We start from the raw sequence: 11,768 nt of genomic DNA on the forward strand, positions 1-11,768 counted from the left end.
CTCGTCCTGACCACGTTGCTGGATGTTTTTGCACGCTCATGGCTTTGAGATGGCGCTCAGCGGGTTCCGGCGCCTTGACCTGGGCGCCCGAAAATCACTGTGCAGCTATCGCGCTCCCGCCCTCGCTAACCCGTCCTATAACGTCAAAAAGCCGCATACTGGCGGCTTTTTGACAATTCTTTCCAGCTAAGCCGAAGGGCCGTCGGTGACCTTGTCGACGTAGGCTTCCATAAACCAATCAGGCTGGTCTTCAGTCTTGTACACGAGGGATGTACCGTCAGTGATCTCAGCCAGCCAGATAGAACTATCCCCCGAGTTGTCGAATATATAGGCTCGGTTAGAGGGAGCGACTGCCTCAGGCAACAGCTTGAGTGACCGATGGTAACGCTGAACTATCTTGTCGACCGGGACGTTGTGACCACCGTCATCAGCACGGTTAGCCACTCGGTTAATGTTGATTTTCGGCGTGTCGGTAGCCACGAAATAAAGGTACGTGCGATAGCCCTTTTCCTGAGCCTGAAGCATGAATGCAACCTTATCGTACGACGACATCACCGTCTCGAACGTAAAGCTGACGCGATTGTCCAGGAGTTTATGCCTGATGAAATCAGCGATCACCGAAGCGTGGTATGATCGAAGTCGATGCGACGAACATCGAGATGAAGCCCGTCGATGTCAAACAAGCCAGCCTGCTCTTGCAGTTGCTCTTTCTGAATAAGACCGTGTGCAGCGAAGAAAGCACTGAACTCGTCAGTAGTTGCCTGGACATTGAACGAGGCGAGGTCGACAATACCTTCGGCTTTCGCTGCTTTCTCGATTTCGTCCGCGTTTACATAGGTATTTATCAGGCCAGCCGGGACCTGCTCTTTTATAGTGCTTTTACCCGACCCATTTGGCCCCGCAAACATGCGTAGTCTAGGCACCGGCACTGGCGCTGACTCGCTGAACCTGGATAGGTCGGCCAACGTTCACCTTTCGACGCGGCTTGGCCTCACCGACTACCGTCGCCGAGCCATCGGCCTTGGATTCGACCAGGCAATTGCCCTGCACCCTTATCACCGTGTGTCCGGCTGCAAGCGCACGAACATAGGCACTACGGGTCGCACTTTCAGCAACTGCTGGTATCTCGCCTTCAAGGTACCGAATCTCTTGTTCAGTGAGACCCTTTTTCTTCCGCATACCTTTCTCCTCGGAGGGATGGACGTGGTTGGTACCATTCTAGCCACGTTAGGCATTTTACAGAAGCATCAGACCAGCTGATCGCGTTCTTCAGGCGTGCGGGGTGACCGGATAGCCAACGAATCAATTGAGTCCAGTTCCCGGGATTTTCGATATCATCTTCGCGTTTGTGACTTTGCCCTGGATATCCCATGCTGACCGCCCTGCTGTTCGACCTCGACGGAACCCTCACCGACACCGACACCCTGCACCTGCAGGCCTTTCGCCAACTGCTGCGTGAACAGGACGGCCGCGAACTGAGCCAGGCGCAGTTCGATGCCCAGGTCAGCGGCCGCGCCAACGGTGAGCTGTTCGCCGAGCTGTTCAGCGGCGCGAGCGTCGAACAGTGCCAGGCGCTGGCCGACCGCAAGGAAGCATTGTTCCGCGACCTGTCGCCCTCTCTTGAACCGATGCGAGGCCTGTTGCGCCTGCTGGACCATGCCCAGGCCCATGACATCGGCATGTGCGTGGTAACCAACGCACCGCGGCTGAACGCCGAACACATGCTGAACGCCATGGGCCTTGGCCAGCATTTCGAACATGTGCTGGTGGCCGAGGAACTGGCACGGCCCAAGCCAGACCCGCTGCCTTACCTCACCGGCCTGCAGCGGCTGGGCGTCGAGGCCGGGCAGGCGCTGGCTTTCGAGGATTCATTGCCGGGGGTGGCGGCAGCCAGTGGCGCGGGGATCTTTACCGTGGGCGTGGCTACGACGCAGACGCCGGAGCGGTTGCTGGAGGCGGGTGCCAAGCTGGTTGTTAAGGACTTCAATGACCCGGCGTTGTGGGGGTTGATCGAGCGTATGGCTTGAGGTGTGGGGTGTGTTTGAGATCGAGCGCCGCCCGCGCGGCGCTTCGCAGCACAAGGCTGCTCCTACATCTGTTTCGGGCCAGTAACACCTGGGCCAACGCGCGCGTCCGCCTGGTTTGTCCGACACGATATCGAGGTAAACACCAAGGGGGCCGCGCGCCTCTGCCGCAGGAATAATTGGCCCGAAACAAATGTAGGAGCAGCCTTGTGCTGCGAAGCGCCGCGCGGGCGGCGCTCGATCTCAAACACACCATAACTCTGAAGCCATACTCACCCAGGCCACCCATGCTCATCGACGAAGAACTGACGCTCAAAAAGCTGGAAACCTTCCTCGCCTTCATGCGCACCGGCAACCTCGGCCGCGCGGCGGTCGAGTTGTCCACCAGCGCCGTCAGCGTGCACCGCGCCATCCACTCGCTGGAAAGCGCCCTGCGCTGCCCGTTGTTCAAGCACGAAGGCCGCCAGCTGATCCCGCTGGAAAGCGCCTACGTGCTGGAAAAGAAAGCCCGGCAGCTGATCCAGGACGCCGAGCAGATGGTGCGCCACACCCGTGAGGCCGCGGGGTTCTACGCCGAGCGCTTCCGCCTGGGTGCGCTCTATTCGCTGACGGTAAAAACCGTGCCCAAACTGGTCATGGGCCTGAAACTGCGCCGCAGCGAGCTGAACATCGACCTCACCCTGGGCTCCAACGTCGACTTGCTGCAGCGCCTGAAAAACCACGAGCTGGAAGCCATTCTGGTGTCGCTCGACGAAAGTGTCAGCGACCCGGCCTGCGAGCAGCTGGCGCTGTTTTCCGACGACATCTTCCTTGCTGTCCCCACCGACTCGCCCTTCGCCGAACAGGCCGAAGTGGACCTGGCCGACCTCGCCGACTCCACCTTCATCACCCTGACCCAGGGCTTCGCCACCCACCGCGATGGCGCGCGGGTGTTCCAGCAGGCCGGCTTCGAGCCCAAGGTAGCCATGCAGGTGAACGACATCTTCACCCTGCTGAGCATGGTCAGCTCGGGTGTGGGCTTTGCCCTGCTGCCCGGGCGCATCGCGGCGGTGTACGAAAACCGCGTCCGGCTGATTGCCTTGAAGCCGCAATACCGCTTGCAGCAGCACATTGGCGTGGTGTTTCTGAAAGCGCGGGAGCGGGAGCCCAACTTGCTGGCACTCCTTGCAGAGTGCCGGATGTACAGCCGGGATAACTAACCTGCGCCAGCACCGGCCAGCGCAGGCTCGTGGGGTCAAAGGTCGTAACGCAACGCCAGGCCCACGGTGCGCGGTGCGCCCACATCAAGGATGTCACCGCTGCGGTTGTTGGTGATGTATTCCTTGTCGAAGGCGTTCTTCACAAAACCGGACACGGCAATGTTGCGGGTGATCTTGTACTCGGTATTGAAGTTGGCCAGCCAGTAGTTGTCGCTGCGACGCTCACCGGTGACTTGCCCCGCGTCATCGAACTCATACTCGGACGGCGCCGTGCTCTGGTAGACGACGTCGGTGTTGAGGGTAAGGCGCTCGTTCCAGCGATAGGTCGCGCCCAGCGACATCTTGTATTTGGGCGAATAGAGGAAGGCTTCGCCACTCATGTCGCGACCGTCGCCGGTGACAAAGTCCTTGTACTTGCCGTCGGTCACCGAGGCTGCAGCATTGAGGGTCAACTGTTCGCCGAAGTCTTTTTCGACAGACACCTCAAGGCCCTTGATATCACTGCTGCCGGCGTTGAACACATGGACGAACTCGGTGTTCGGGTCCAGCACGCTGACCTGCTGGTCTTTCCAGTCGGTGTAGTACAGGTTGGCGCGGGTGCGCAGCGTATCGTCGAAGAACGAGCCACGGTAGGAGAACTCGTAGTTGGTGGTGTATTCCGGGTCGTAGGCCTCATGCCCGCCACCGGCACGCATGTTCACCCCACCGCCGCGATACCCCTTCTGCACCATGAAGCCCAGGTACTGCCCATCGGCCAGTTCATAGTCCAGGCCAAGCTTGGGCAGCACGGCGTCAAACGATTTGCTGACCTTGCCGGGGCTGGAGAAGTCGTCCTGGTCAATGTCGGTGTCGTTGGTTTCGTGGTCGTAGCGCAGGCCGGTGATCAGCGTCCAGCGCGGAATGAAGGTCCAGTTGATCTCGCCGAACAGCGCCTGGTTTTCAATGGTGGTATCGCCCTTGGCAGTGCCGAACAGGCTGTCGTCGAACAACAGGCGGTCATGGAAGTTGTTGGTGTTGTGCCCGTAGTAGGCCCCGACAAAGCTCTTCAAGGTGTCGCCGTTGTAATTCAGGCGCAGTTCCTGGCTGAACAGGTTGCCGTCCTGCTGGCGCAACACCACCTGGTTGGCATCGGCCGACTGGTCGAAGTCCAGGCGGGCGTCGTAGTCCGAGCGGGTGTTGGCGGTAAGGCTGGTCAGCGACCAGTAATCGTCCAGACGGTAGTCGACCTTGGCGCTGACCGTGTCCTGCTCCAGCTTGTCGTAGGCCTTGGTGTTGGACGTCATCTTGTAGTAGCGGACCTTGCCGTTTTCCCGCATGACGGTGTTATCACCCTTGCGGCTTTCACCGTGGGCATAGGTCAGCAGGATATCGAGGTCGTCGCTGGGCAGGATCAGCAACTTGCCGCGGGCATTGGCGGTACGGGTGGGGTTGGCATCGTCGTGCAGGGTGGTGTTGTCGATGTAGCCATCACCTTGCTGATAGTCCACGGCAATCCGGCCGGCTACCTTGCTGTCGACCAGCGCACCGCCACCGGCCACGGCCGCCCCGCGTTCGCCGTAGTTGCCCATGTTGGTCTGCGCCGAGAAACTGGGGTCGAAGGTGGGGTTACGGGTCTGGATCACCACCGCACCCGCCAGGGAGTTGCGGCCCTGGGTAGTGGATTGCGGGCCGAGGAATACCTCGACCTGCTCGGTATCCCAAAGCTGCATGGGGCTCAAGGTCAAGGCGCGGTTGGGTTGTACGGCGCCGTCGACAAACACCGACACCGCACCATTGAGTGTCGCAGGCCCCTGGTCCTCGAACCCGGACACGGGTACGCCACGGATACCCCAGTTTTCATTGCCTGACTGGTTGTACACACCGGGCGTGCGGGCAAACACATCGACCAGGTTGTGGTCTTCCTTCTCGCGCAGTTGCTTGTCGGTAATCACGACGACGCTCGACTGGGTCTGCGCCAGGGTGCGGTTGATCTTTTCCCCGGTCACCGTGATCTGTTCCAGCTCCACCGCCCCGACCGGTGCCGCTGCCCAGGCATTGTTTGCCAGGCACAGGGCCGACCCCACTGCCAATGCCAGTGTACTTTTCTTGACGTCCACGCCCCGCTCCTTCGACAGATTGCTTTTGTTATTGCCGTACGCACGCACGTTCTTCGGTGCAGGCGGAGCGGAGTCTGGGGCAAAGGTAACGGGAAGTAAATACTATTGATAACGTGTCTCATTTATGACAAGGGAAGCCCTGCTCGCGTGCCACCCTTGCAGCAAAACCGCCAACGCTGCCAAGCCTGCAGGGATCAGCAATGAGGCGAACACTTGCGCAAAGCTCCAGCCCAGCGCCAGCATCTGGGCCCCGGCAAAGGCGCTGAGCACGGCGCCAATGCGCCCGATGCCGCTCATCCAGCTGGCACCGGTCGCCCGTGCTTCAGTGGGGTAAAAGGCCGCCGCCAGTGCATTCATGCCAACGCTCGCGCCATTGAGCCCAAAGCCCACGGCGCAGGCAATGGCGCACAGCCAGGCGAAATCCCCCGCCACCTGGCCAATCGTGAAGATAACCGCGCCGCTGAACAGAAACGTCAGCATCAGTACGCGCTGCGGGTTACAGCGGTCCATGGCCCAGCCTACTGAAATCGCCCCTACCGGGCCGCCAATCTGGAAACAGGCCGTGACAATGGCGGCTTCGGACACCGAAAAACCACCGCCCTCCTTCACCAGCGTGGGCAGCCAGCCGCTGAACAGGTAGACCAGGAACAGCGCCAGCACGTAGCCCGCCCAGAGCATGCAGGTACCAAAGCGGTAGCGCGGCGAGAGGATAGTGCCAATCGCGCCACCCGTGCCTTGGGGTTTGGCGGGCATGACAAAGGTACTGCCGGCGTTGACATGTTCAGGGGCCAGGCGGCGGACAATGGCCAGAATGCGCTGGCGGTCTGCGCCTTTGCTGACCAAAAAGGTGACCGATTCCGGCAGCCGCCAATACAGCAGCGGCAAGACCAGCAGCGGCAACACCCCGCCCAGTACCAGCACACTGCGCCAACCCAGGTTGGGAATCATCCAGGCGCTGACGAAACCACCCATCGCTGCCCCCAGGGAGAACCCGCAGAACGCCAGGGTGATCAGCAGCGAGCGGCTGCGCGCCGGGGCGTATTCGCTGACCAGGGTGCTGGCATTGGGCATGGCAGCCCCCAGGCCCAGGCCGGTCAGAAAGCGCAGCGCAACCAGGGTTTCCAGGTTTGGGGAAAAAGCCGAGGCCAGGGTCCAGATGCCAAACAGCAGCACGCTGCACAGCAATACCGCCTTGCGCCCGTAGCGGTCAGCCAGGGGGCCGGCAATCAGTGCGCCAAGGGCCAGGCCGATCAGCGCGGCGCTCAATACCGGGCCCAGGCTTTGCGCATCCAGGCCCCAGTCGCTTTTCAGTTGCGGGGCAATGAAGCCGATGATGGCCACGTCCAGGCCGTCCAGGGCAATGATCAGGAAGCCGAGGAACACCACCCATTTCTGGTAGCGGCCGATGGGTTGCTGGTCGATCAGTTGGCGCACGTCGAGCGTGTTGTTCATGGGTATCACCTGTTGTTGTTTTTATGACGGTGTTTCGTGAGTAAGCGGCTGGGTCGAGATCGGTGTAGGAGCAGCCTTGTGCTGCGAAAGGGCCAGCAGCATCACAGATGCGTCTGTGGTTTTAACGGCCTCTTCGCAGCACAAGGCTGCTCCTACAGCGCCAGCGCACGCCTTAAGAGCGAAGGCTGGGTAAGCGCACTGGCCGGATGATCCGTGTTTCCTGTGCCACCACCAGGTCACGGGTGGCGTGCAGATACGCGGCAAAGTCCGGGTCGGCATCCCGCGCCGCACTGCGCTTTTCAAAGTCATCGAGGCTGTCATAACCCCACAGGTGCACCACCTGGTTCAGCGGCCCGATGCTGCTGGTGTAGAACGCCAGCGGTGCGCCGAGGTGGCGCAGCAGGATCGGCATCGCCAACTGGTCGAAGGCTTCGAGAAAGGCCGCCATGCAGCGCGGGCGGATGGTATAGATGCGGTGATCGACCACTGCCTTGTCCATCACGCCACCTCCCGCGCAGTGTCCGCCGCCGCCAGCCCCTGCTCGACACCGGCCAGGTGGCGCCCGGTGATGTAGCCAAAGGTCATGATCGGCCCGAGGGTAATGCCGGCACCGGGGTAGTTGCCGCCCATGATGCTGGCGCGGTCGTTACCCACCGCATACAGCCCTTCGATGGCCTGCCCGTCGGCGGCCAGCACTTCGCCGACCACGCTGGTGCGCAGCCCGTCGAAGGTGCCCAGGTCGCCCATGATCACCTTCACGGCAAAGTACGGCCCCTCGCCCACTGGCGCCACGCAAGGGTTGGGCTGTTGCTGCGGGTCGGCCAGGTAGCGGTTGAAGCTGGTATTGCCGCGGCCGTACTGGCGGTCCTCACCCTGCACTGCGCCCAGGTTGTAATCGCGCACGGTCCGTTCCAGCCCTTGCGCATCGATACCGGCCTTGCCTGCCAGCTCGGCCAGGGTCTTGCCCTTGAGCAGGTAGCCGTTACGCAACAGTGGCCCCGTCGGCACCGGGGCAGGCTTGGCGAAACCCAGGCCGTACTTGGCCAGGGTGCGGCGGTCGCACACCAGCCACATGGCCGTCTCTGCCTGGTCGGCACAGGCTTCGATCAGCGCTGCGCCCACGTCGTGGTAGGAGTTGGACTCGTTGGTGAAACGCTGGCCCGAACGCAGCACCCCGATCACACCTGGTTTGTAGCGGTCGAGCAGATGCGGAAAGGCGATGTAACGCCCGGCACCCACCGGCACCTTCGACACGGGCATCCAGGCTGCTGGCGCTTGCAGGCGGATATCAACCTTGGCACCCAGCGCCTCGGCCATGCGAGCACCATCGCCGGTATTGCCCGCTGGCACCGGTGAAAAATGCTCACCACCTCGACGCACATGCGGGTAGGCCTGACGCAACCGTTGCAGGTCATGGGAGAACCCACCACAGGCCAGCACCACCCCGCGCCGGGCCTGAATGCGCACTTCGCTGTCGCCTTGCCCGGCCAATGCCCCCACCACCCGCCCACCGTCGCGCAGCAGCTGCCGCGCCGGGGTGCCGGTGAGGATCGGGATGCCCAGGTCCAATGCCGAGCGCACCAGGCGCGCCGCCAAGGCATTGCCGCTGGTGACCTGAGTGCCGCGACGATACACGGCCAGCTCCTTCAGGTGGGTCAGCAGGCGCTTGGCCACATACACAAATGACGTCAACGAGCGGGTAACGTTGAAGAAGTGCTTGAGGTCGGCATTCGACGAATTGAACATCATGCCGATGAAGGTGATGGTTTTCAGCGGCGGGCGCAGGCGCGACATGTCTGGCCCGAGGCCACGGATGTCGTAAGGTGCGGCCAATATGGAGCGACCGACATCCACGCCACCCTCTACCTGGGGGTGATAGTCGGGGTACAGCGTAGGCACGAACTTGACGGCGGTTTCCCGCTCAAAAAAGTCCACCATTTGCGGCCCGTAGCGCAAGAACGCCTCGACCCCCGCCGCGTCAAAGCAGGCACCGGTTTCGTTACGCAGGTAAGTCATGGCCGCCTCAGGGCTGTCGTTGGCCCCGTGCCTGTTGCCAGGCACCCACAGCACACCGCCGGAAAACGCCGTGGTACCGCCAAAACAGTCGTCTTTTTCGATGACGATCACGTCAAGGCCGTGCTTCTTCGCTGTAATCGCCGTCGCCAGGCCACCGGCGCCCGCGCCGACCACCAGCACATCGCAGTTTCGTGTGGTCATGAGCGTGCCCCCTCGAAGCCTGGGCGCGGTATCAGCGCCATGGGCATGCTCTCGAGCCCGCCATCCACGGTCAGCTCTGCGCCGTTGATGTAGTCGGCGCGCCGGCTGGCCAGAAACAGCACGGCTTCGGCGATGTCCTGTGGCTCACCGATGCGCTGGTTGGCCGTCATGGCGCTGCGCTGGCGTTCGATTTGCGGGTCGGCATAAAACGCTGCGGACAAGGGTGTGCGGATCAACCCTGGGCACACTGCGTTGCTGCGCACCCCGCGCGGCCCCCATTCCACGGCAATCTGCCGCGACAGCATGCTGACCCCGGCCTTGGCCGCACTGTAGGCGCCGCTGTTGGGTTGTGGGTAATGGGCGGCAATCGAGGCCACGTGCACGATACGGCCCTCGCCCCGGGCCAGCATCGAACGGCCAAAGGACTGGGCACACAGCAGGTAACCCGTGAGGTTGACCGCCAGCACCTGGTTCCATTGCTCCAGGGTCAGCACGTCCAGCGCACCGGGGCGCAGCACGCTGGCATTGTTGACCAGTACATCGCAGCGCCCATGCAGCGCCTGAACCTGGGCGGCAGCCTGCTCCACGCTGGCCGGGTCGGCGATGTCGCAGCCCAGGGCGCTGACCTCACCGACACTGTGTTCACCCAGGGTGGCAGCCAGTTCACGGCATTTGTCCAGGTCACGGTCCAGCAGCACCACATGGGCGTGCTGCTCGACCAGGGCGCCGGCCAGCGCTGCGCCGATACCACCGGCGGCACCGGTGACCACGCATACGGCCGAGTCCAGGCCCAGCCATTGAGAGGGGATCTTGTTGTTGTGCATGCTGCTCTCCAGAGTGTCGCTTCATCTGGGCCACAGCCTAGGGCCGGCAGGCACACCGGCAGAATGGACAAAACCTGCAACCAGCCCCACATTCCCGACAATTTTCGCCCTGCCGCCTGAAGCCTGCAGGCAGCTGTGGCACAGTAGCCAGGTACCGAACAGAACAATTACAACACCATGAACAAGATCCCCAACTACGCCCTGTACGGTGAAACCGCGCAACCGGTGTGGCACGAAGCCTTGCATGTGGAGCAGATCTCCCAGCGGTCTGGCGCACACAACTGGGAAATAGCCGCGCACCGTCATGAAGGCTTGCTGCAGCTGCTGTACCTGCAAAGCGGCGGCGGTGAAGTGCTGTTCGACAGTGACCGGCTCCAGGTGCAGGCGCCCTGCGTGGTGTATGTACCGGCGCAAGTGGTGCATGGTTTCCATTGGGCCGACCAGGTCGAGGGCCTGGTGATCACCGCCGCCCAGCACCCGCTGGAAAGCATTGCCCAGGTGCTGGCACCCAACCTGCTGGTGCAGGTGCGCAAACCGCAGGTGATCGCCCTGCCGTTGTGGGCAGCCGATGAAGACCCGCTGTTGCCGCTGTGCATGGCTTTGCGCGAGGAGTACCACAACCGCGCCCGTGAGCATGTGGCCAGCAGCATGGCGCTGTTGCTGACGCTACTGATCCAGGTGCTGCGCCATGAACCGCACCTGCCCCACGGCGAGCAGCGTCCAGTGTCAAGGCGCAGCCAGCAGCTGACCGCTTTTCGTGAGTTGGTGGACCTGCATTACCGCGCGCACTGGCCACTAGCGGACTACGCCGCCGAGCTCGGCATGACCCTGGCTACGCTGGGGCGCTTGTGCCAGGAGCACCTGGGCATGACGCCCATGAATGTGATCAATGCCCGGCTGGTGCTGGAGGCCAAGCGCATGCTGGGGCATTCAAGCCTGAGTGTGAAAGAGATCGCCCATGAACTGGGGTTTGCCGATGTGGGGTATTTCAGCCGGTTCTTTCGCAAGCATGCAGGGGTGAGCCCTAGCGGGTTTCGCGAGGGTCAATAACACCTGCCGGCTTTTACTGTGGCCTGCACGGGCCTCTTCGCAGCACAAGGCTGCTCCTACAGGAGCACGCGATACCTGTAGGAGCAGCCTTGTGCTGCGAAGAGGCCGGCACAGGTCAGCACTAGACCGCCAAGGCCCGCTGCACCTCACCCACCGTGGTTGCCAGGCTGCTCAGGTGCAGGTTCATCACCCGATCCACGGGTGCCTGATCCAGCGGCCAGTGCAAGGCAATGCTGCCGGCCAGGCGCCCTTCGGCATGCACCGGCAAAGCAATGGCGCGGATCAGGAATGGCAAGCGCACCGGGTATTCCCAGTACCCTTCCGTCCGCTGGCCGAAGCCTTTGTGCGCGTCTTCTTCGATGTTGCGCAGCACCGTGTCATCGCGCAGCCGCTCATGGGCCGCCAGGCGCTGGACCTCATCGACCGCCAGCTCACCCAGGCACGCCCGCCCCATTGCCGAGTGAAACAGGCTGGCATGGTGCCCGACGATCTGGCAGGTATGCGGGTACCGCTTGCGCAAAACCTGAGGAATGGCGCTCTCCATTACCTCCAGCCGCTCGCCGTCGAAACACGACAGGTCCACCACCAGCCCGGTGCGCTCGCTCAGGTCCAGCAGCATCGGTGCGGCACTTTCCACCAGGCGCCGCTTGAAGCGCATCTGCCGGTCGCCGAACAACCGCCGCGCGCACAGGCGGTAACGCCGGTCGCTAAGGCCACGGTAAACCCAGCCCTGCTCCTGCAAGGTGGCCAGCATGCGCGACGCCGTGGCCTTGGGCAGGCCTGTGAGGTAATGCAGTTCTTCCAGGCCAAGTGCCTGGTGCTCGCCCAGCAGGTCGACAATGGCCAGCGCACGCTCCACCGAACGCACGCCGCCACCGTCTGCCGTAATGCCCATGGGTATGACCT

The 11,768-nt window shown here is 62.4% G+C and carries 9 protein-coding genes and 1 pseudogene; 3 read left to right on the forward strand and 7 right to left on the reverse strand.

Features of this window, described 5'->3' with window-relative positions; genetic code table 11:
• Positions 1–186: 186 nt before the first annotated feature.
• A pseudogene (locus tag ABOC32_RS18520) lies at positions 187–929 on the reverse strand (zeta toxin family protein).
• A gap of 441 nt (positions 930–1,370) precedes the next feature.
• On the opposite strand from ABOC32_RS18520, the gene ABOC32_RS18525 reads away from it, so the two are divergent.
• Positions 1,371–2,027, forward strand: coding sequence for an HAD family hydrolase (locus tag ABOC32_RS18525; protein WP_426808315.1), 657 nt, complete (start codon positions 1,371–1,373; stop codon positions 2,025–2,027).
• Positions 2,028–2,311: 284 nt separating this feature from the next.
• On the forward strand, positions 2,312–3,223 hold the full coding sequence (locus tag ABOC32_RS18530; protein WP_426808316.1) for a LysR family transcriptional regulator: 912 nt from the start codon (positions 2,312–2,314) through the stop codon (positions 3,221–3,223).
• Between the two features lie 35 nt (positions 3,224–3,258).
• Here ABOC32_RS18530 and ABOC32_RS18535 read toward each other — a convergent pair whose 3' ends face one another.
• The 5 genes from ABOC32_RS18535 to ABOC32_RS18555 form a co-directional block, all read right to left on the reverse strand.
• Positions 3,259–5,319: a TonB-dependent receptor gene (locus ABOC32_RS18535; protein WP_426808317.1), complete on the reverse strand. Its 2,061-nt coding sequence runs from the start codon at positions 5,317–5,319 to the stop codon at positions 3,259–3,261.
• Between the two features lie 102 nt (positions 5,320–5,421).
• Complete coding sequence (locus tag ABOC32_RS18540) at positions 5,422–6,771, reverse strand: MFS transporter (RefSeq protein ID WP_426808318.1); 1,350 nt, start codon at positions 6,769–6,771, stop codon at positions 5,422–5,424.
• Between the two features lie 172 nt (positions 6,772–6,943).
• Complete coding sequence (locus ABOC32_RS18545; protein WP_426808319.1) at positions 6,944–7,270, reverse strand: NIPSNAP family protein; 327 nt, start codon at positions 7,268–7,270, stop codon at positions 6,944–6,946.
• Positions 7,270–8,988, reverse strand: a complete 1,719-nt coding sequence (locus ABOC32_RS18550) for an FAD-dependent oxidoreductase (protein WP_426808320.1) — start codon at positions 8,986–8,988, stop codon at positions 7,270–7,272. The genes ABOC32_RS18545 and ABOC32_RS18550 overlap by 1 nt, the downstream gene beginning before the upstream one ends.
• Positions 8,985–9,812 carry an SDR family NAD(P)-dependent oxidoreductase gene (locus ABOC32_RS18555; protein WP_426808321.1) on the reverse strand — a complete coding sequence of 276 codons (828 nt, stop codon included), beginning with the start codon at positions 9,810–9,812 and terminating at the stop codon, positions 8,985–8,987. Before ABOC32_RS18555 ends, ABOC32_RS18550 begins: the two co-directional genes overlap by 4 nt.
• A gap of 177 nt (positions 9,813–9,989) precedes the next feature.
• On the opposite strand from ABOC32_RS18555, the gene ABOC32_RS18560 reads away from it, so the two are divergent.
• On the forward strand, positions 9,990–10,862 hold the full coding sequence (locus ABOC32_RS18560; RefSeq protein ID WP_426808322.1) for a helix-turn-helix domain-containing protein: 873 nt from the start codon (positions 9,990–9,992) through the stop codon (positions 10,860–10,862).
• 121 nt (positions 10,863–10,983) lie between these two features.
• Here ABOC32_RS18560 and ABOC32_RS18565 read toward each other — a convergent pair whose 3' ends face one another.
• Positions 10,984–11,757: an IclR family transcriptional regulator gene (locus ABOC32_RS18565; RefSeq protein WP_426808323.1), complete on the reverse strand. Its 774-nt coding sequence runs from the start codon at positions 11,755–11,757 to the stop codon at positions 10,984–10,986.
• Between the last annotated feature and the right edge of the window lie 11 nt (positions 11,758–11,768).

The organism is Pseudomonas sp. WOUb67, assembly GCF_050058005.1.
Taxonomy (GTDB): domain Bacteria; phylum Pseudomonadota; class Gammaproteobacteria; order Pseudomonadales; family Pseudomonadaceae; genus Aquipseudomonas; species Aquipseudomonas putida_R.

What these genes read in the sequence shown, in the direction of transcription:
- ABOC32_RS18525 (WP_426808315.1), top strand. Translation starts at nt 1,371, where the DNA reads ATGCTGACCGCCCTGCTGTTCGACCTCGACGGAACCCTCACCGACACC.
- ABOC32_RS18530 (WP_426808316.1), top strand. Translation starts at nt 2,312, where the DNA reads ATGCTCATCGACGAAGAACTGACGCTCAAAAAGCTGGAAACCTTCCTC.
- ABOC32_RS18540 (WP_426808318.1), bottom strand. Translation starts at nt 6,771, where the DNA reads ATGAACAACACGCTCGACGTGCGCCAACTGATCGACCAGCAACCCATC.
- ABOC32_RS18545 (WP_426808319.1), bottom strand. Translation starts at nt 7,270, where the DNA reads ATGGACAAGGCAGTGGTCGATCACCGCATCTATACCATCCGCCCGCGC.
- ABOC32_RS18550 (WP_426808320.1), bottom strand. Translation starts at nt 8,988, where the DNA reads ATGACCACACGAAACTGCGATGTGCTGGTGGTCGGCGCGGGCGCCGGT.
- ABOC32_RS18555 (WP_426808321.1), bottom strand. Translation starts at nt 9,812, where the DNA reads ATGCACAACAACAAGATCCCCTCTCAATGGCTGGGCCTGGACTCGGCC.
- ABOC32_RS18560 (WP_426808322.1), top strand. Translation starts at nt 9,990, where the DNA reads ATGAACAAGATCCCCAACTACGCCCTGTACGGTGAAACCGCGCAACCG.
- ABOC32_RS18565 (WP_426808323.1), bottom strand. Translation starts at nt 11,757, where the DNA reads ATGGGCATTACGGCAGACGGTGGCGGCGTGCGTTCGGTGGAGCGTGCG.